Origin of the sequence: Pseudoalteromonas sp. B62 (assembly GCF_037162565.1) — a bacterium.
GTDB classification, from domain to species: domain Bacteria; phylum Pseudomonadota; class Gammaproteobacteria; order Enterobacterales; family Alteromonadaceae; genus Pseudoalteromonas; species Pseudoalteromonas fuliginea.
This window is the reverse complement of sequence record NZ_JARLVB010000002.1, coordinates 3,679,204-3,701,304: the sequence shown is the minus strand read 5'-3', so window position 1 is coordinate 3,701,304 and position 22,101 is coordinate 3,679,204. Positions and strand designations below refer to the sequence as shown.

15 protein-coding genes and 3 pseudogenes are annotated in these 22,101 nt (G+C 41.3%); all 18 read left to right on the top strand.

The features are described from left to right. Positions 1-3 precede the first annotated feature (3 nt). A complete protein-coding gene (locus tag P4S71_RS21300) occupies positions 4-336 on the top strand; it encodes a Na+/H+ antiporter subunit G (RefSeq protein WP_002958501.1) in 333 nt (110 codons plus the stop codon). A 130-nt stretch (positions 337-466) separates the two neighbouring features. Continuing rightward, entirely contained in the window at positions 467-964 is a 498-nt protein-coding gene (locus P4S71_RS21295) for a DUF2059 domain-containing protein (RefSeq protein ID WP_024595964.1), read from the top strand. 508 nt (positions 965-1,472) lie between these two features. After that, entirely contained in the window at positions 1,473-1,916 is a 444-nt protein-coding gene (locus P4S71_RS21290; RefSeq protein WP_337151467.1) for a MerR family transcriptional regulator, read from the top strand. Next, a complete protein-coding gene (locus tag P4S71_RS21285; protein ID WP_337151466.1) occupies positions 1,906-4,152 on the top strand; it encodes a heavy metal translocating P-type ATPase in 2,247 nt (748 codons plus the stop codon). Before P4S71_RS21290 ends, P4S71_RS21285 begins: the two co-directional genes overlap by 11 nt. 20 nt (positions 4,153-4,172) lie before the next feature. Beyond that, the gene (locus P4S71_RS21280; protein WP_024591616.1) at positions 4,173-4,526 is read left to right on the top strand and encodes a cupredoxin domain-containing protein; all 354 of its coding nucleotides are present in this window, start codon (positions 4,173-4,175) and stop codon (positions 4,524-4,526) included. Positions 4,527-4,606: 80 nt separating this feature from the next. Beyond that, positions 4,607-4,822, top strand: coding sequence for a TIGR02450 family Trp-rich protein (locus tag P4S71_RS21275; RefSeq protein WP_002958506.1), 216 nt, complete (start codon positions 4,607-4,609; stop codon positions 4,820-4,822). A 116-nt stretch (positions 4,823-4,938) separates the two neighbouring features. Beyond that, positions 4,939-6,147 (top strand): annotated as a pseudogene (locus tag P4S71_RS21270) (IS4 family transposase). 332 nt (positions 6,148-6,479) lie between these two features. Then, entirely contained in the window at positions 6,480-6,779 is a 300-nt protein-coding gene (gene tnpA / locus P4S71_RS21265) for an IS66 family insertion sequence element accessory protein TnpA (protein WP_337120093.1), read from the top strand. Beyond that, a complete protein-coding gene (gene tnpB, locus P4S71_RS21260; protein WP_337151465.1) occupies positions 6,776-7,210 on the top strand; it encodes an IS66 family insertion sequence element accessory protein TnpB in 435 nt (144 codons plus the stop codon). The genes tnpA and tnpB overlap by 4 nt, the downstream gene beginning before the upstream one ends. 9 nt (positions 7,211-7,219) lie before the next feature. Next, positions 7,220-8,729 (top strand): annotated as a pseudogene (tnpC, locus tag P4S71_RS21255) (IS66 family transposase). A gap of 273 nt (positions 8,730-9,002) precedes the next feature. Continuing rightward, positions 9,003-9,281: a hypothetical protein gene (locus P4S71_RS21250; RefSeq protein ID WP_007378771.1), complete on the top strand. Its 279-nt coding sequence runs from the start codon at positions 9,003-9,005 to the stop codon at positions 9,279-9,281. Positions 9,282-9,401: 120 nt separating this feature from the next. After that, entirely contained in the window at positions 9,402-9,572 is a 171-nt protein-coding gene (locus tag P4S71_RS21245; RefSeq protein ID WP_007378770.1) for a hypothetical protein, read from the top strand. Between the two features lie 68 nt (positions 9,573-9,640). Continuing rightward, positions 9,641-10,387, top strand: coding sequence for a hypothetical protein (locus P4S71_RS21240; protein WP_007378769.1), 747 nt, complete (start codon positions 9,641-9,643; stop codon positions 10,385-10,387). A gap of 12 nt (positions 10,388-10,399) precedes the next feature. Further along, positions 10,400-12,364, top strand: coding sequence for a hypothetical protein (locus P4S71_RS21235; RefSeq protein WP_337151464.1), 1,965 nt, complete (start codon positions 10,400-10,402; stop codon positions 12,362-12,364). 318 nt (positions 12,365-12,682) lie between these two features. Continuing rightward, positions 12,683-13,225 (top strand): phytanoyl-CoA dioxygenase family protein, encoded by a 543-nt coding sequence (locus P4S71_RS21230; RefSeq protein ID WP_337120097.1) that lies wholly within the window; start codon positions 12,683-12,685, stop codon positions 13,223-13,225. Beyond that, on the top strand, positions 13,225-13,512 hold the full coding sequence (locus P4S71_RS21225) for a hypothetical protein (protein ID WP_337120098.1): 288 nt from the start codon (positions 13,225-13,227) through the stop codon (positions 13,510-13,512). The genes P4S71_RS21230 and P4S71_RS21225 overlap by 1 nt, the downstream gene beginning before the upstream one ends. A gap of 1 nt (position 13,513) precedes the next feature. Next, entirely contained in the window at positions 13,514-21,514 is an 8,001-nt protein-coding gene (locus P4S71_RS21220) for an RHS repeat domain-containing protein (RefSeq protein WP_337151463.1), read from the top strand. Positions 21,515-21,664: 150 nt separating this feature from the next. Further along, positions 21,665-22,099, top strand: a pseudogene (locus tag P4S71_RS21215) (TIGR02466 family protein); the annotation flags it as partial. Positions 22,100-22,101: the final 2 nt, after the last annotated feature.

Sequence of the window (22,101 nt, the reverse complement as noted above, 5' to 3'; positions counted from 1 at the left end):
AACATGATCAGCGAATGGGTTGTATCAATATTATTGTTATTTGGTGGTACGTTTATTTTAATTGGCTCAATAGGTTTAATTAAACTACCTGACTTTTTTATGCGTTTGCATGGACCAACTAAAGCAACCACGTTAGGCATGGCGAGTATGTTAATTGCGGCTATGGTTTATTTTGCAAGTTCAGAGCATGGCCTAAGTGTTAAAGAAATACTCATTACTATATTTTTACTAATTACAGCACCGATTAGTGGTTACATGCTAATAAAGTCAGCTATTCATCATAAGCTAAAAGCCAAAGAAGGCACTAAAGGCCTAGATAATGTAGAAGACGACTAACGCAAAAAGTAATTTATAAAAGGCCGAATAAATTCATTTTATTCGGCCTTTTTAATGATTGCTTGTACCCTTTACAATACAAACTATTCATGTGACTATAAATTCATTATTTATATGAAAGGATATTATTATGGGTAAGGTACTACTTTTATCATTGCTAATTTTTTCTAGTAGTTTATATGCTGAACAAAATACTAAGCAGCAAAAAATAGATGAGCTCATTAGTGTAATGAATTTAGATTCAATGGTTGATTCTATGTACGGCCAGGTTGAAGGTATGATGAAAGGCATGTCAGACCAAATGGGTGTTAAGCCTTCTGAGCAAGCTATTTTTGATAAGTACTACGGCGACATGACGACGGTATTAAAAACCGAAATGAGCTGGGCTAAAATGCAGCCAATGATGGTCAATGTATACGACAAGCATTTTAGTGAGCAAGAGATTGCCGATATGTTAGCATTTTATAAAACAGATACAGGGCAAAAAATACTCGAAAAAATGCCTGTTGTAATGCAAGAGTCTATGCAAATGTCACAAAGCTTAATGAAAGATGCTATGCCTAAAATACAAACTTTGGCGCAGCAACTAAGCGACGAATTAGAGCAAAGCCGTAGCGAATCAAACTAGGGCAGCGCATGTTTGGTATTTATGCTGCGTTATCGCCTGTTTATGGGGGATAACCACACAACATAGGCTCTGCCTTGCCTAAAGACCAAACAGTCTGCATAAATTAAATCACCAATGATCAACACGCTCTTAGATTAATACGCGCCTTACTTAGGCGCTTCTCTGCTAAATTACATCCCCTTCAAATAATACACGGCCAATATCAGCTTAAGTTAATTATGTTTGTGTCATTATGCCAATGAGCAACAATACATAATCAATTTGAGGGATTAAGTACGGCGCTAACTGCATAAAACATTTTTTATATACGACTGCATGAATGCAGGGGCAATTAATAATAACAACTAAATAACGAAACCTTTGCCTTGTTATCCACTCGATTTATTGTCTTAAATAGAGCACTTAATTAAGCCAATTAGTATTATTTTGTTAGTTTTAAAATAGCCATTGACCTATGTGTTGCACCTAGGTTTATTATGAAGCTATTGAAACACGACGGAGTTAAATTATGTATGTTAAACAACTCGCCAAGTTAATGGGCGTGACTGCAGATACTGTTCGTCATTACACACGAATTGGGTTACTTCATCCAATACGCAGTGAAGAAAATGGTTATCAAGAATATACAAAGCAAGACCAGCAGCGTTTAAAGTTTATTATTAGCTCTCGTCAACTTGGTTTTTCTCTCAAAGATATTCAACACATTATAGGCGAGTATGAGCAGGGGAATTGTCCTTGTCCGTTAACGCGTAAACTCATTACTAAACGCCTAGAAGAAACCGAAGCACTATTTCAAGAAACATTAAAATTACGAAATAGAATGCATGCAGCTCTGGCGCAATGGGATACATCAGCCGATGGTGCAAATGCCAGTGACGTGTGTAGTTTAATAGAATCTTTTGTTGATCCAATAAACGATTCTGCAAATAAGGAGCAGCGTAATGACGACTAATACAAAAGACACCGCGCAAAACTTTATTATTGAAGGCGCTAATTGCGGCAGTTGTGTGGCTAAAATTGAAAAAGCCCTTAATAGCGTGCAAGGTGCGCAAAATGTAGAAATGAACTTTGCACAGCGTACAGTACGTGTAGAAGGTAAAGCCCGCGAAAGCACGCTTATTAAAGCAGTCGAAAACATTGGTTATTCAGCTAAGCCAATGAGTAACGAGTCTGATCAAGATGCACTTGATGAAAAAGCAAAGTCGGACGAGGCACATTACAAAAAGCTAATGCGTAATATGATATTAGCGTTAGGGGTCGGTGCACCGTTAATGATATACGGGCTTATTTTTGATATGAGTGTGACCACCGACACACAACGAATAGCCTGGTTTTTAGTGGGTATAGTCACGCTTGTGGTTATGGCTATATCAGGTAAGCAATTTTACAACGGTGCTTGGCAGGCATTTAAAAACCATGCTGCCAATATGGATACATTAATAGCGCTTGGTACAGGTACTGCGTGGTTGTATTCAATGTTCGTAGTAATAGCACCAAACTTATTACCACAAGTCGCAAGGCACGTATATTTTGAAGCATCATCGATGATCATCGGTTTAATTAGTTTAGGGCTCGCTTTTGAAGTAAAAGCACGTGGGCGCACCTCACAAGCAATTAAACGCTTAATTGGCCTGCAACCAAAAACTGCACGCGTTATTCGCGATGGTCAAGAGCAAGACATCGACATTAGTGATGTTGTAAAAAATGATGAAGTACGCGTACGCCCGGGTGAAAAAATCCCTGTGGATGGCGATGTTATTGAAGGCAGCAGTACGGTTGATGAGTCAATGCTTACTGGTGAGCCAATGGCTGTAAGCAAAAAAACGGGCGATAAAGTCGTTGCCGGAAGTATTAATAAAAGTGGCACTTTATTATTTAAAGCCACGCACATTGGTAGCGAAACCACACTTGCCAATATTATCAATATGGTAAAGCGTGCACAAAACTCAAAGCCATCAATAGGGCGCTTAGCTGATGTTATATCAGGAATATTTGTACCAACAGTCATGATTATTGCGGTGCTTGCAGGCCTTGTATGGTTAAACTTTGGACCTGAGCCATCAATTGCTTATGCCGTTGTTGCAGTTACCACTGTACTTATTATTGCTTGTCCTTGTGCGCTAGGACTCGCAACCCCTATGTCGGTTATGGTGGGTATTGGTAAAGCTGCAGAGTCAGGAATATTAATTCGAAATGGTGAGTCGCTGCAAACAACATCTAAAATCACCACCATGATTTTAGATAAAACAGGCACTATTACTCAAGGCACACCGCAAGTTACCGATGTAGTTACCTTTAATAACAGTGATGAAAATACAGTAATGCAACTTGTTGCAAGCCTTGAAAGTAGCTCAGAGCATCCACTAGCCCAAGCAATTACGGCACACGCTAAAAAGCAGGGCTTAGCTTTAAGTAAAGTAGCCGACTTTAATGCAATTACAGGTAAAGGTGTCACTGGCAGTGTTGACGGGCAAACATTGTTGTTTGGCAATAAAGCGCTAATGGATAAATACAACGTGGCCGTTGATGATGCAATCGAGCAAGCTCAAACACTTGCCAGTGATGCTAAAACGCCCATGTATTTTGCAAGTAATAATAAGCTCCACGCTATTATTGCAGTAGCCGATCCAATTAAAGAGGATTCAGTTGAAGCTATTAAACGCCTGCAAGATAAAGGTATCCACCTAGTTATGCTAACAGGTGACAACAAAGCCACTGCACGAGCCGTTGCTAAACAAGTTGGTATTGATGACTTTATTGCAGAAGTAATGCCCGATGACAAAGTAAACGAAGTAACAAAACGCCAAGCAAACGGTGAAATAGTGGGTATGACAGGTGACGGTATTAACGATGCCCCCGCACTTGCACAAGCTGATGTAGGGTTTGCAATTGGCACAGGTACCGATGTTGCAATAGAAAGTGCAGACATTACCTTAATGCGTGGTTCGTTACATGGCCTTGCTGATGCAATTGCAGTGAGTAATGCAACTATTTCAAATATTAAACAAAACCTATTTGGTGCCTTTATTTATAACGTGGCGGGTATTCCGATTGCAGCCGGTGTGTTGTATCCATTTTTTGGCATACTACTTAACCCTGTTGTTGCCGGCGCAGCTATGGCACTTTCATCGCTTACAGTGGTAAGTAACGCTAATCGCTTACGTTTTTTCAAACCAAATAAATCGTAATTTAAGCTAAGGAGTACATTATGTTGATGATTAATATAGGTGGTGCACTGTTAATAGCTGCAATTATTTATTGGTTTTGGCTATACAAACCAGAGCAAACACAAAGTGATGACAACAAAGTAACGATAGTCGTTGATAACGGTGTTTATAAGCCAGGACACATTAAAGTGGCAGCTAACAAAGAAGTTGTACTTACCTTTGATAGAAAAGACAGCGCGCCGTGCGCCGAAACCGTTGTATTTCCACAGCTTGATATAAGTAAAACGCTGGCAATGGGTGATGGCAATACAGTTAAACTACCTGCGCTTGAAGCCGGTGAATATGACTTTCATTGCCAAATGCAAATGTATAAGGGAAAGCTAGTTGCAGAGTAATCTGAACTAAGTAGGTGTTGGGGTCGTATAGTTGCCTTAGATAAGCTGCATAAATAGATGAGTAGGAGTCGTTATACTCAATGAATAAACTAAACCCTAAAAAATTATTGAATAGTAAATGGACCGCAACACCTGCTATAAATAAAGAAAAACACTTCATTATTGTTGAGGTGGAATTTGATGAAGATGGCAATGTAATTGAATGTATTACCGAGGCTGTTATGTCAAAAAATCAATATCCAATTAGTTGGCGAGATTTAAAAGATAACCAAAAGTGGCTACAAGGGTGGAAGTAGTTTAAATCCTGACGAATCCCCACGAAATGAATTAAAAAAAGATGAGTAAAGGGGATCGACCTTCATGACTAATTGTGATCAAATTACTTCGCTAAAAACAACTTAAAACAATAGCCATGAAGATCACAAATATAATACAGAATGATATCGCTGCTGCCTACCCTGAAATTCACTCTACTCGATTAAACACGTTATTTACCTTCATTGACTCTGGCATGTATGATCAACGTGTGTCTGTAACATATTTAGGTAGAGGCTTGAAAAGCCTATCAAAAACAACAAATAAAAATGATATTAAACGCGCTGACCGCTTAATCGGTAACACGCTCTTACACAGCGAGCGCCTTTTCTTCTATGGCTATATGTCAGCGCAGTTAATTGGAAATAAAAAGTCCCCCATCATATTAGTCGATTGGTTACCTATTAATGGACAAGGGATGTTTCAAGTATTGCGCGCCAGTATTCCAATGAATGGGAGAAGCTTAACGCTCTATGAAAAAATTCATCCTGAGAGCGAACTGAATACCAATAAAGCACATCAAGCATTTTTAGACACGCTCGAACAAATATTACCTGAAGGATGCATGCCAATCATTGTGTCAGATGCTATCTATCATGCCCCATGGTTTAAAATAGTTGAAGAAAAAATTGGTATTGGATAGGGAGAGTAAGAGGGTGAGTATCTCTCTCCCAAGATAAGCAAGAATGGAAAATCAGTTATCAATGGTTTGCCGATGCGCGTATTGGTAAGGCTGATAACCTTGGCTCAATTTACTATGGTAAAACGGCAAAGTTCCCGTGCAATGCAGCAATTTATAAGCGAACGCCAAAAGGCCGACAAGCGAAGAAAAAACGAGGCGGGACGTCACAAAGAACAACAGATAAAGTTCATCAAAAAGATGCGAAAGAGCCGTGGTTACTGGTGTTTAACTTGCTTGAAAGTTTATGAAGAGTGCAAAAACAGCAGTGAACCTTTATAGCCAACGTATGCAAATAGAAGAAAATTTTAGAGATACAAAAAATAATAAATTAGGGATAGGCTTGGAGTGCGCTAACTCCCGAAGTGTTAACCGATTTGATAATTTACTGCTTATAGCGGCGCTTATTTTATATTTATTATGGTGTATAGGTGTGCCGCAGTCATGAAAAAGCTCCACTATTCATTGCAAGCGAATACACAAAAAGCGCGAATGGTATTATCAATAATAACGATTGCGCGTGAAATCATTGATGACGATAGGTATTTCATACCATTAGAAGAGTACATTTATGTATTGTCCGAACTCTCAAATTTAACAGTCAATATTGAGGGGTTACATGAATAAATATTCGTGGGGATCCCTCAGTACCCAAACCACGTCAAGGTGCAGAATTCAGCGTTTTAGAGGGATTTAATATTAAGTTGTTACTTTGTAACAATGGTAGTCCCTTTTAATAATAACAACGCGAAGAGTAAATACCTGTGTAAAGCCAGCCAAAAGGGCTGGTTTAAATGATTTATGCTGCGTTACTTTCATAAAAGACTGACTTTAACAAGAGAATAACCATTATCTACATGCCTAAATTGCTTTTAATTTGTAAACGTCTAGCAAAGTGCACCTGCCAGTAACTCGTCAAAATGATTAAGCTATTTCCGAATTTCAATGAGGAGATAGTCATGAGAAAAACACGTAGCCTTGAACAGTGGCGCAGTATTATCGAAGAACAACAAGTCAGTAATTTAACTATCACTGACTATTGCCAGCAAAATGCTTTATCAAAAACAAGCTTTTATGCGGCACGAAGTAAGCTTAATACTGAATCCGGTAGTTTTGTTCGCGCTAAAGTGACTCAACACGTTGACGTTATCGAACAGCAACAGTCAATCACGCTTGCTATCGGCAACGTAAAAATTAGCTTACCACCCACAATGCCTGTCGCTTATTTGAGTCAATTATTACGTGAGCTTGCCTTATGAAAATGTTTGTTGAACCCGCGCGTATTTACTTGCATCGTGACGCCGTGGATTTTCGAAAGTCCATTGATGGTCTGGTCGCACTCGTTGAAAGCGAGCTTGAACGTGACGCTTACACTGGCGCATTATTTTTGTTCTGCAATAAAGCGAAAGATAAACTCAAGCTGGTTTACTGGGATAAAACGGGGTTTGCTTTGTGGTACAAGCGCTTAGAAAAACAAAAGTTCAAATGGCCAAACAAAATCAGCTTGCAGGAATTTGAACTCAGTCCTCAACAATTGGATTGGTTGTTGTCGGGATATGATGTGCTTGGTCATGAAGAATTGCAGTATCAATCGATGATCTCAATCGATCATATTGACAGTAAATGCTCGTTGCCACACCGTCTGTTTTATCTTTGCGTCAAGCAAGAAAACAGCGTCAAATTCTGTTAAATTGCGAACATGAAAATTGATGTACACTCACTTCCTGACGACCCAGAACAACTCAAGCGCATGGTGCTTGAGTTGCAACAAGTCGTTGCTGAAAAAAATGCGCAAATTCACGAATTGCTTCAAGCTTATAATGCTAAGCTTACCAAAGAGTACGCCAAGAAATCTGAAAAGATGCCGGGGGCAGGCGAAGTATTCAATGAAGCAGAAGATATTCTTGATGAACATGATAAAGCGCTATTGGCGACACCGGCCTCAGTAAAGAAAGAAAAAGCCAAACCGAAACGCCGTCCACTGCCGGCGCAGTTACCGCGAATTGAGGTGATTGTTGACCTTGAAGAGGGTGGCAAAATGTGTGATTGCTGTCACAGCCCACTACATAAAATGGGTGAAAGCAGCAGTGAAGCGCTCGAGTTTGTGCCAGCGCATATCAAAGTTATCAAAACCATTCGTCCTAAATATACGTGCCGCCACTGTGAGCGTGAAGCCATTGAAAGTGTGGTAAAAACCGCCCTTATGCCCACAACAGCGGTCCCAAAAAGCATCGCAACGCCCAGCTTGCTGAGCCAAATAATCATGTGTAAATACTAGTTTGGCTTACCGCTTTATCGTCAAGAAACATTGTTTGCCGATATCGGTATTGAGTTGAGTAGGCAAACCATGTCGAGTTGGATGCTACGCTGCGCAGACCTGCTGTCCCCCTTGTATCAACGCTTAAAAGAGGCGTTGTTATCTCAAGCAGTTATTCATGGTGATGAAACTCCGCTCAACGTTATTAACGCAGAGAAAGCGACCAGCTATATGTGGTTGTATTGTTGTGGCGATGATAAGCCGGGTAAAGGCACGAATATTGTCCTGTTTGATTATCATAACAGTCGCGCAGGACACTGTGTGGTTGATTTTCTTGATGGTTACCAAGGCTATATGCACGTTGACGGCAACAAGGCATACGAGCAAAAAAAGCAACACTCGTCGCATGTCTAGCCCATATCCGTCGTAAATTCATCGAAGCGAAAGGGAACAATAAAAAACAGGTAAAGCAGATGTTGCACTCAACCTGATAGGCAAACTTTACGGTATTGAACAAAGCATCAAAGATAAAACGCACGATGAAAAATTCAATGTTAGGCAACAAAAAGCGAAACCAATCGTTGATGAATTGTATCAATGGCTACTCAAGCACAAAGATAAAATCCCTCCCAAAATTGCGCTAGGTAAAGCAATTAGCTATGCGATAAATCAGTTTGAGAAATTCAGGCGTTACCTCGATGATGGCAGGCTCAGTATTGATAATAACCGCGCAGAGCGAGCCATAAAACCGTTCGTGATAGGGCGAAAAAACTGGCTATTCTCAAATACCTGCAATGGTGCACATGCCAGCGCCATACTCTACAGTCTTGTTGAAACCGCAAAGGCAAATGACCTTGTGGTGCATGACTATATTACTACTTGCTTACAACATATTGCGGAGCAGCCAGATAATCTAGCGCCACTGCTACCTTGGAACATAAAGCAAAGCTAGGTGCCGTTAGCTATACGCTTACTTTAATTTAAACGACGCTCGCATATTAAGGTGGTTTGGATGCGAACCACATTATCCTTCAAACACTTAGAACATTTCCACATATTTATATGGGTATGAAACGTCGCGATCTCTTCCAAAAACGCTGTAATAACGTGTAATAACTTGCAATAAAATTCTATGCTATTGTTGTTTTTAACAAAACAAGTGGCCCTGATTTTTCACTTGTTCGCGTATTTACACATAAAAATTCATATAAACAAGGAGATTGAAATGACTAAAAAACGGACATTTGGCGGCGTCACCCAAGCAGTATGGTCTTGTGTTAAACGTACGAGCGAACAAGAGCACAGTACTGTTTATGAACCCGCTGATGCACTTCAAGGCACAGCTACAACAGACTCGGTTGTTGGGAAAGTGGTACTCGGCTTCAATTACATGCCAGACAAAGAGTCGATTCAATACACCATAATAAAAAAGCCGATGCTTGTTCCGACAAGTGCTATTTGGGATGGCATTCAAGAGTCAATCGAGCACTGCCAACATCACTAGTTTACAGCTTTCGATTGGAAAATATGTATTCGAATTGGTGTCGATTAAGTCATAGGTCGACACCTTTAGGAGGCTTAACTTTAAAGCCAAACATAAACACAAAGTAGAAAGGAAAGTACGATGACAAACGATACGAATACTGAACAAAAAGATATCACAGTAAAGGCTGGTGATATTTATCCTGTTACAGATAATGATCGCAACTTTGGTACAGTCACTATAGAACAGGGTGGTCAACTCGCAATCCAAACGGCTGCACAGGTCATAATTGAACACCTGGTAAAGCAGTAACTGGGTATTCATGCGTTCACACGCGTCAAATTATTTGAAATCAACCAAACAATATTGAGAGAAATTCAATGGATATTGAAGCACATAACAATTTAATCTCAGAAGCATTAGCTAATGGACAATCTACACCTGACATTACTGTTTTTGCAGATAACGGAAAAAGCGGTACTAATGGTTTAACAGGCCAAACTGGTCAAGAAGGGGCGACAGGTCAAAATGCCAGTTGTAATTGGGCCAGCGGTTGTGACGATGGTTCTAATGGTTCAAATGGTACCGACGGTGGTAGCGGTGGGTTGGCATCGCAAGGTGCTGATGGTGATAATGTGTTACCAGCAAAAATCTACGTTGCTCAATTGACTGGCACAGTATTTGTAGCAGGTGCGGGCGGTAATGGTGGTGATGGTGGAGTAGGCGGCAATGGCGGCGGCGGTGGAGCTGGTGGTGCTGGTGGTAATGGTTCTAGTAGCGGGGCTTATTCAAGAGGTGGCTATTCAGGCGGTAGCGGCGGTAGTGGCGGTAGTGGCGGTAACGGCGGTAAAGGCGGTGATGGAGGCAACGGCAGTAATGTTGACATCACCTACGGTGAAAAAAGTCAAAACAGTGAATTCGTTCCTGTACAAGTCAAAAGCCAACCAGGTAATGGGGGGAGCGGTGGTGTAGGTGGCGCAGGCGGTAGTGCAGGTAAAGGTGGTAGTCCAGGTGGTTCAAACGGCACGGGTGGTAACGCCGGTAATGTCGGTCAATCAGGTGCACCGGGTGATTCAGGCGGCCAATTGAGTACGATTAACGTTAGACAAGGTCAACGTCCAGTATAAGGAGAATACGACATGGTTTCCATACCTAACAGCTCTAAACGTCTAAAACTAAAAGTCGAGGCACTAACCGCAGTGGCTGAAAGCTTATCTTGTAATGCGAGATTAGCGCGGGAGCTATGTCGTGATGTTTTATCCACTCCTCAAAATTTGGATGGACACCTTATTGGAGCATCAGCGTTAAATAACGATGGTGCTCCATTACAGTTATGTCTATCATCATCAGAAAAAGAAGTCGTATTAAGGGTTATTGGAGACCCTTGCTCAGATATTTATGACACTGAGGATCGTTACTTTCAATCAGTAGAAGCCTTAAAACGTGGCGTCATAAAAGGAGGTGCACAGAAGCTACTACCTTTAGTCGAAACAACACTGACCCAAATAATTCCTAATGATAAACGAGTACGTGATAATTACAAAAAAGGGTTTGTTTGGCTAGCGTTAAGTCCAGATAAAGCAGGTGTTGCTTTTTATCTTGAAACCGCTCCCTTGGGCCAAGAACTCGCATGGCAACGTGTTGAAAAATGGCTCGAAGCTTTACTGCCAGAGTCTGCAAACGTACAAATATTATTGTCCAATATTAAACAGTGTGCCAATGTTGCGAGTGTTGGTTTAGAAGGTACGACATCTGAAAATACGCGAGCAAAGATATATTTTCGTTTGAAACCACAGGTTTCACTTTCAGATTTAGGTCTTGATTTATACACACATCCATCTATTTTACAATACCTTACTATTGCTATGGGGACACATGGTGTCGATGCAGATGGCTTGCTTCTAGGACTTGGTATTAATCTATCAAACGGTGAAGTAGCAGATATTAAATTGGACTTATGTGGTCACTGTCTAAAATACACAAATGCCGAATGGCAACAAGTCAGTACGCGATTAACGCAAACATTTGGCTTAAAGCCGTTAGATTTAAAAAAGGTTTTAAATCAGCAAGGGTGTAATGTTGCGTTTATTGGTTTTGGCCTCGATAGCAAAGGCAAAAACCGCCTCAATATCTATTTGAATAATTCTAAAAATTATAAATTACCTAGCCAGGACGAAACGCGAGCAGCAATTGATGATGCTATTGATTACCTCATAGGGCTGCAACAGCAAAATGGACTGTGGTCAGATTATAAACTACCTGTAGGAGAATCAACTGAGTGGATCACGGGTTATGTTGGTCTGGCATTAGCTCGAGCGGGCAATCAGCTAAATCATTCCAAAGCGCTAAAAGCGGCGATAAATGCTGCGCAGTGGCTGATAAAAAAGCGCGCATATCACGCAGGCTGGGGATATAACCATACAACAGGTGCCGATGCAGATTCCAGCGCAATGGCAATGGCGTTACTGCGTGAACTGAAACTGCCAATCGATAAGCAAGATCATGATTTTATAGTTGACCATTGGGACCATGAGCTGGGCTTAGCAACATACAAAGAGGCAAATGCATGGGGAGACGCTCATTGGGATGTTACCCCAGTTGGTTACCTGATACTGCCTGAAAAAGAGCAACTTTCCTTCAAACCAGCTTTTATGCAAGGTTTAAAACATAATCATACGGCGCAAGGGTTTTATCGAAGCTATTGGTGGCGAACGCCGTTTTACAGCACCTTTCAAACACTTGAGGTGCTAGAACAATTAAATTTATTGCACTTAGACACACCGATAACAGAGCAACCAAGCATGGCTGTTGACAACGCATTTGATCTTGCATGTGCACTCGGAATTCATTATTTTCGCTCACAACGTAAAAGCCACAATGCGCAAGCACTGCGTACCTTATTAAATTGGCAACAAGCCACTGGTGTGTGGCAGGGCTGCGCAAATTTACGAGTTACTGAAAACACTTGTTATGAGCCTTGGGATCACCCTGAAGGTAAATATTATACTGATTTGAACGGAACGATAACGACCGCGACGATTATTCGGGTGCTTACTCAATTGTTATCAATATTACCGCCATTAAAAGGAAGTATAGATGGATAATTTTTATGCTAAGGGTGTGCCTCGCTATAAATTGCGCTACTGCCACCAATGTCCCCCTTGCCGGCGGTTGTCCGCCATCGTTGTGTTGTTATCTTTGGGTTGTATTCAGCGATACGCAATTGACTCAAAACAAGCACACCGGTTACCCATTAATATCCCTGATTGGAAAGGTCAGTTAGTACTGATCTCACATGAGAAGTATTGGCTTGCTAATGACGTATTTCGCGCAGTGCCGCGTGCAATTATTACTATCTATTGGCACTACATTAAACGAATACTCAAACCCTTGACCAAAATACGCTTTGTAAGGCCTATACGATGACACATACAATATTTAAAAATAACACAGATAATGATTTATTCAGTAAACAAGGTTTTATTATTAAAAAGTTGTTGTCTGATGAAGATGTTTTGCAGTTAAAAGCACTCTATGACAATGTTGCTGATCATCATGCGTTTCCCTTTACCGCAACGGTACTTATCCAAAATACGCCCTTGAGGGAGTATGTTCACCGAGAGATACGCAGTGTGTTTTCGAGTCGAATTCGACCAATTTTGGAAAACTATCGACTAGTAGTAGGAAGCTTTGCGTCAAAAAAAGCGAACTCAGAGCACAGTAAAGTAGCATTGCACCAAGACATCACCTTTATCGAAAACGAAGGCAAGTATGTCGGCTTAAGCATTTGGTGCCCGCTAGTAAGTGTAAATGCGAATAATGGCTGGTTAGGCGTTGTTCCCGGCAGCCATCATTTCAATACTGATTATCGCGATGCGAGTGTATTTGCATACCCAAACCTCGTTGAAACAATAGAAAATGAGTATATGACATACCTCTCGATGCAGCCGGGGAAGTTCTGCTAATGGACAATAGAATTATTCATGGCTCACCTTCCAACAAGTCGCATCATGATAGAGTGGTTACAGCGGGTGTGGCTGTACCTGTTGAGTCCAATTTAATTTATTGCCACAGAGATTATCAAAATGCGCCTGAGAAAATTGAAATATATGATGTTGAAGAGGATTTTTATATTTCTCACCAATTAGGTTGCAGGCCAAACCATTTAAAACCTAAGTTTATTTTGCCCGTTACAACGCCAACATCCCAGGAAACCCATCATAATTTATTATCCCTTACGGAGAAGGTTTAAAATGAATACACAATCTGTCGCAAATAATCCAGCAGCACAACAACAATCGCAAACCCCTGAAATTCGTTCATTCGAGCTTGATGATAAGGCGATTGGTAACATCAAATCAGGGGTTAATTACTTTCGTGGCAACATTCAACTTCCTATCGATTTTCTGACCTTAACCGGTTATAAGGGCTTAGATATCAAGGTCTCGGCTATGTACGGGAGTAACATTAAAAATAACCTAGATACGTGGAATATCGAAGCGCCGACAGGCGTTCTAGGGCTTGGTTGGGATATGTCGTTTGAGTTTATCTCGGTATACAAAGCAAACAGTCAAAACTCGGGTTCTGATTTATTTTATTTGGTCTCAGGGGGCAGTGCTAACCCGCTTGTAAAAGTGGGCGAACAAGGCGGTATTTGGTTGTTTGAAACGAGAAATTATCAGTTTTGGAAAATTAGTTACGACCCAATAGATGAAAGTTGGCTCATTATAAAAGAAGATGGCACTCAATATCGCTACGGTGGAAACCAAAACGCATGTCAATATGGAGTGCGTTGGGGGAACTGGATTGGTAGCAGTGTTAATGCATCTGAACAAAAACAATATTGCAGCGCATGGAACCTCATTTCAATCGAATCTGCTTGGGGACATAAGGTGCAATATGATTATGAAAACGTAATGCATCGAGTAGGACAAACGGGTCTTGAATTTACACAGGCCTCTTACCTAAAAACGGTGACCGATAGCTTTGGCCGCAAAGTTGAATTTAATTACCAAGAAAAATATGGTGCATTGAATCAAAGTGCGCAAGGGATTGCTGAATATCAAGCCGAAAACGCGCAATCGCCCGAACCAAACGCGTTTCAGAATAAATACGAAACACGTTATCTAGATAGCCTTGATGTAATCAATGCCGATAGCGAACACCTTTACACTATGAAGTATACGTATGACTTCATCAATAACGCATCACCAAGCGACATTGACTATGAACTGCGTTGGAAGCGTGTGCTTAAATCTGTTTTTCAATTTACGCCTGACGGCACATCATTACCTGGCCTGCACTTTGACTATAACGACGGCCAAGCAATATCACCTGGGACACTTAAATCGGTAACCTACCCCACAGGCGGCGTTGCACGGATTACATATAAAGAACTTCAAATTAATTCACCAAAACGCATTGCCATAGATAACCCACTGCCAGGCAGTACTCCCGGAGTTTGGCACGGTGATGATTACGTGGTCTTCACTTTTTGTAATAAAAACAGTGCTGGGTTTAAGGTATTTGTACAGTCATGGCAAGGGCGTTGGGTCGAAGCCGAACTAACATCTTCTGATATGGCTGCTATTACAGCCGATCCACAAAGCGTCCAGGTCGAGGCTCACTCTAGTTACATTTTACTAAGCGTAAGAAATCAGGCCCGTTCATGCGATCAAATCTATGTGTTTATGCGTGACGATAAAAAATTTGGTGAGTGGAATCTTTCTAATGATCAACCATACTTATTTTATGTGCAGGGTGATGCTGGCCCTTCTCTGATCACGTCTGGTAGTGAGTTCTTTGTTGCCCACAACAAAGGTTATACTCAACAGACGTATCAAGTACGCTCATTTCATTGGCAAACAGGCCAGTGGCAAACACCTAATACACTGCCAATTACAGGTGGGGATACGGGCTATGTTGCTGCGCTGCAAAATTACTATGTTAATTGTAATTACACTCATTCAACTCAGTCGCTTAGTTTTGAAATTGTATTTCGAGATTTAGAAGGGAATTGGCAACCAAAACAACAATGGAAAACCAGTGGTATCGAAGTGGTTGAGAATGCAGGGAAGTACCTGTTTTCACTCATCGCTACTCCAACAGGCGTTGCGTTAACCTATATATCAAAAGTCGACGATGCAACAATTTCTTATACCGTCACGTTATACGATTGGGATGAGCACTTTCAAATTCTGAACCCTGCTGGTTCTGTGAGCCAAGATTTAGTTACTCCAGTTGAAAATGGAAAAGCACTGTACGATATTTTTCAAACCATCACTGATGGTACTTTTGTTAACAATAATATTGTTAACCTTCGTAAAGTCGGCACAGGGGCCAATAGTACTTGGTTGTCGAAGCAATTTCTGAATCCAAACAATACAACCGAATTTTCTGTGGCGGCAGCACAAGACACATTTGTTATGTCTTCATCAGACGGTACAATTAACACCAATCAACTACTGACATTCAACCCTAACATCCCTGATAACTCGGCTTGGGAAAAGAAAGATATAACACAAGCTGGAACCTTGCCAACGGTGCAAGCTAATGTTCTCACTATGGGAGCAAGGGTTTACATGCGCGATGTAAATGGTCAATGGCAATCCCAAGCTAACGAAATTATGACCACTGCAGAATCGACCATTCAAAATCGCGCACCTAATTTTATTGCTTATCAAAACAACCTTAATGCCGACGCCAATAGTTACTTAATCACGACCAATAATGGTCAGATAAGTAACCCTGTTGAAATGCCTGGTGGCTCACAAAAAATTACGGTGCCAGAGCACAATGGTGTCTCCTTGGTTGGAAGCAACCTCGTGGGGCCTCGTTTTATCGTGAGTTATACCAGTGCTGAGTTTGACGCAGCTGACCAACTTTTCTTGCTCAATGTCGATGACAAAAGTTTAAGCGATAATATAGTTATACACCCCGTAGCCTATATTGAAATTGAAGACGCACACGATAATGAGGCATCTTTCTACCAGTCTTATTTTTACGCTAATTCAAATGAGTCTCAAATCAGCTACAATAGTGAAATTGGGCTCGCACAATTCCCAATAGTCATTGAGGTAGCAGGCGTTAAATCGACCAATAACACACCACCAGAAACACCTGAAGGGCGAACTGAACGTTATTTCTCCAATGGTCTTTCTGGTCACGCGGGGTTATATCCACAAGCAACATGGGCTTATAACTACGCTAATATTCTCAATGGAATGTTGTTAGCCAAAAAAGAGTTTGACTCGGCTAATCGACTGGTTAGAAGTAAGCTTAATTACTGGGAAATCATCAACAATAGCGATGGAAAGCGGCTGTACGGTGCGTATGTGCGATTAAGACAAACAAATAGTGTGTTAGATGGCGTAAGAACCAACAATTATGTCACCTATGATGACACAACAGGCCTGCCGGTTAACCACGAACAAGAATATTACGCTAATGATGGCACACGTAAATTAATGCGTACTCATACAAAGTATGCGTGGCAAGAGCCTATGTACCAATCGTTATTTCTATCCGCCCACATCCTTAATACCGTTATTGAAGAAACTACCAGTGTCGTCAACAGCGAAGCAAGTACCAGGAACTTCACCAAAAGTACGATAACAACCTATAAAAATTGGTCTGACAATCCAAATGAAATCAAACTTGCCGCACACCAAAAATATGTTTGGACTGCCCCTGGTGCGAGCGCGCCTATTTTCGATTATTCATCAGGGAAAGAAAATGAAAATTGGTTGCTGCTGTCAGAAGTGACAAAGCGCGGTCAGATAGGTGGCGCTATTCACGAACAGCTTAATGTAGACGGTATACCAACGTCTTTTATTTATGATGAAAATGAGCGCTATAACATTGCTAAATTCCCAGGAGCCGCTATTTCACAGCAAGAAGCGAGCTACTATGGATTTGAATCATATGAAAAAAGTGGTATATGGCAGCTAGGCAGCAATAGCACTATTATTCCTAGCGCAGGTAATACCGTGATTGATGCCCATACTGGGGTAAATAGCCTCCAATTAGCACCTAATACGCAAGATAACTCCGGAATAACGGCAACATTTACCCCGCAACTAACGGATCTTAAGTTTATTTTTTCTGCATGGGTCAAAAAGCCAGCCGACTTCAAAAATAACCAAGGTGACGCGGTTTGGTGTATCGAGCTTTCTAGTGGTGACAACCTTCAGCTGGATTTTCCTGAAACGACAGGTGAATGGTTCTATATTCATCAAACATTTGATGTCACCAATGCAAATACGTCAATTTCCATTACCTGTAAAAATAAAAATACCCAAGCACCAGTTTATATTGATAATCTTCGCTTTTCGCCACTTGATAGTACTTATACCGCAAGTGTATATAACAGTAAAAACTGGACTGTAATCGCAGAGTTAGCCGCAAATGGCGAAACGCAGCAATCTACCTACAATGAGCTTGAGCAAGGATCGCTAAGCACCAATGCTGGTGATGTAATGACCGCGGTTAAAAGTCGTTACTATTCATCTCAAGGCAATCAAGGGCAATACTCTACTCAGTCGCCAAATCATGATTTGGCCATTCAAGCTGCCGAGGGTGGAACCCTTTGTAATTTTAAACGCGGTGCACAGTGGCAGAATAGTTGGCAACCAAGTCCCGACGTTTGGCAAGTCGAAGCAGGCAGATTAAGTCAAAAAGCACATAATCAACCGGGTACACTGACCTTATTAAACGCTCCCAATAATAATCGTTATGCGTTAGCTGTGAGGTTTGAAACTGGAGAAGCACTAGATGGTACGCTTGGCATTCAGCTTGATGACAACACTAAAATTCAGTGGAACCCGAGTCTTTTTAATTGGCAACTCATTCAATCAGACTCAACAGAACTTGCAAGCGACCAGTCAATATTTAGTGTACCGAGCATGCCTTATGTAAATGAGCTTAATCAAGGTGAAATCAGTAACAATCTGCTCAATGAGTTTGCTAAATCAGATTACCCGTTAAGCCAAGACGCAAGCGTGGTCACTGGCCCCGTTGACCAAATTAGTTGGACTTTGAACAGTGAGAATACGCGGTACTTATATCAGTTAAACCAAAATGGTGACTCGATTGAGGTTTATCGTCCACAAACAAATTGGGATCTGATTATTGATGACAAAACCCTGTTGTTTTGGGCAAATGGTCAGTTAATATTTAGTTGTCAGTTAGCACATGTGCTAAATAGTGCACCACAATTGTTCTTCAATAACAAAGTTATTATTTCTGAAATTGCTCACCTGATTAGTCCGCAAGCTCAAGTTAAATATAAAGATTCTAGAGGTGTGTTAATTCAAGAGCAAAGCTTGGACGATAAACAAGTTGTGGCACATCAAAAAGTGACCGATAACCTAGGCCGCGCGGCGGTTACATCTAAAAGTGTTTTTGTAAAAAATAGTGAAAACCCACTATTTAAATACGGTTCTAATTTGGCAAGCCTTAATTGGCATACAGGGAAAATGACTGGGCTTGTTGATACTGCCAATCCAGCAGACGGGGGTTACAGCTATACCCGTGAAGTATATGAAACATCGCCACTGGCACGAGTAAATAAAATTGGTAACCCTGGGGCTAAATTTCAGGTAGACGCACATCCGAGTGTTTACCAATATACTAACGTAGACAATAAGTTTTACAAACTTGTCTCTACCGATCCAAACCAAAATGTTTACTATGAAATTAAAAATCAGCGCGATCAGCTTTTAAGTAAAGTGTCGATTAATGGGGAAGGGCAAAACAAAAGTACCACCTTATTTGATGATGCCGGAAACGCAATTAAAATTCAGTCGCCAAACTATTTTTCTCCACCTACAGGCTCCGTTCCTGAAGATTGGGTGATAACTCAAGCGTTTGATTTTAATGGTAATATGATATCGAGCACTCAGCATCAGCAAACAACGAACTATGTTTACGATAAAAGTGGTCGAATTCGCTTCGTACAAGACCAACAGGGGCAACAAAGTGGTAACTACAATTACGTAAAATATAACCGTGTGGGGCGGGATATTGAAAAAGGTTATGTCGTCGGTAGTTGGGATCACACTGCGTTGCAAGCGCATAGCGATGTAAGCCCTAATTGGCCTGCAACGCCTAACACTTGGCGACAAAAACTATGTTACGACGACGCATCTGTCAATGCGATAGGGCGAGCTTATAAAACTGAGTCCAATAATGGTATCGCAGGGCAAACGGACGTTAATGAAACTTTCTCATTTGATGTGTTCGGAAATACAACTTTGCGTACGCTGTCGGTCGCCGATTTTGATGGCAATCAACAACAAAGCGTGCAGTACACGTTTGATAATTTAGGTAATACAGCGAAAACTATCTACCCAGACGGCACTGCAGACGGATACGCTATTTACTTCAATACAAATAGGCAAAACCTCGTTAGCGCGATATCTGACTCCCCGAGTTTTGACAGTCAAATAGCTGGTTTTAGTTATCTGGCAAACGGACAAGTGTATCGAGAGCAAGTGATAACTGAGGCGGGGTTGCAGATAATTCGCGAGTTGAACTACAACTCACCAGAATGGTTAAAAGAAATAAACCAAACTTTGGCTGGTGCAAACAAACCTTTGTTTGAACAAACACTTTCTTATTCTGAGGGCGGATATGAGGGGGCTGAATATTTTGACGGCACCATTGCCTCATCAACCACGGCTATTAACGACAAGCCCACAAGCCAATTTAAATACGCAGTTGATGATGTTGGCGGTATTACCGACGCGAATAGCGAATTAAGCCCAGAGCACACTTTAAAAATAAATGGCAGCCGTGGCTATGACAACAACGGCAATATTAAAAACGTCACCTTTGGCAGTAGTGACTACGTTTATAAATATATTTCTGGCACGCAGCAAGTACAATCCATTACAAACAGCACCAGCAATAATACCGTGTTAGCAGATTATGCGTATGACCTCAATGGCAATGCGACGACAGCGAAATTTAATACTCATTTGTCTTTGCAACCACATGAACTTGGATTGGACTACGATCCCGGTTCCAAAATGACAACACAAATTACCGACACGGGAGGCCCTGAAAGCAATACGTTGCACTTTGCGTATGGGAGAGGTAATCAACGAGTATTAAAAACGGTTCAAGGTGCAAGTGGCGAGTACCAACAAAAATTATATGTCAGGGACTTAAATGGTAAGCCGTTAACCGAGTTCACTAAAATTTCGAGCCAGCAGCACGATGTGGCGACTTCATCTATGATCTACTTTTACGGCCCAACTGGACTAATTGCGTTCAGAAAAGGCAATAAAAATTACAGTGTAGGTAAAGACCATTTAGGCTCGGTACGTACAGTATTTGATGAAAATGCCCAGATAATAGCGCAATACGATTACCTAACATTTGGTGCACTTAGCAAAGCCATAGAGCCTGAACCAGGATTTCTGCCTTATTTGTTCACTGGCCAGGAATTTGATCGCGAAATTGGCATGTACAACTTTGGAGCTCGTTTCTATCATGCGGAATTAGGGCGCTTTATTGCAACCGATCCTGACAAACAGTACTTTAGTCCATACATTTATGCGTCCAATAATCCTGTACTTTACATCGATCCAACAGGTCGTTTTTCAATCTCTAGCCTGTTTAGTGCAATCGCAGGCGCAATTATAGGTGCTGTTGAAATACTGGTCGGAGTAGTCATCGATGTTGTCGCTGGAGTGTTAGAAGTTATCACCGGAGGCCTGTCCACCCCAGCGTCAGCAGCATTAGCCGCAGCTGCAGGGGCTTTTTACGGTGCGGGTGTCTCTGCGATAACTTATTCAGTGTTTAACGCGACCGATTTTAACTGGAAAGAGTACGGTGTTGATATGGGTATTGGTGCGGCCGCTGGCTTTATCACTGGGGGCTTGTCCGTTTTTGCTGGTGAAGCTGCGGGTAGCATTGCGGCGTCGGCTTCTAAAGGCGTAAAAGCATCTACCAGTGAGCTATCCAATGCAGGTAAAGTGCTTAATGGGGCAAAAAAAGGCGTTGTTTGGCTTGGAGAAACCGTTGCCGATACACGTGCTGCTCCGGGTATAAAAGGCTATCTTACCGACGCGACAAAAGCTATTGCTAAAAGTGAAGCAATAGGCATTACCAAAAATACCGCAATGAATCTAGCATCAGGCAATGATTGGGATAGCGGGTTAGGGCAGACTGTGTTTAGTGCAGCACTTTCTGGGGCTGTTTCAGGTGGCAAAGTGAAAAGCCGCGTATCTGGTAATTATTCAGAGTAAATTAGAGATATTTATGCCTTTTGAGTTCTTTTTTCCTAAAACATTTTACTATGAGGATCAGGTATTGTCTGACGAGCAGAATAATCTGCTCGCTCGGGCAGTCATCGCGCTAAAAAAGAATTACCGCACTCCACGCGCGATAACCTTTATACAACTTACCAAACAATTAACAATATTTTGCAACAAGCGCCTTTTGACTTATTACAAGCGCGTTTAAGTGAAAATATAGGTGCCTATTTGGCTCAAATAGAAACCCGTGAAACGGCAAACCCTATTATCACTAATTCGTGGGTAAGCATTTCATCTAAAGGGAATTATGAACGTATGCACTCGCATCCGGGATCATACATTAGTGGGGTATATTACATAAAAGCACCAGATAACAGTGGCGATATTTATTTTGAGAACCTAGAAGACAATATGTGGTTGTCGCAGAGAACCAAACGTGAAAACTTTAACACTGTTAGTTATCCAGCAATTGAGCGTAGGCTTATCTTATTTAACAGCCAAGTACCGCACCATGTTAGCCAAAACGAATCCGAACATGACCGCATCGCATTAAGCTTTAACGTCGCGTTTAGTTAATT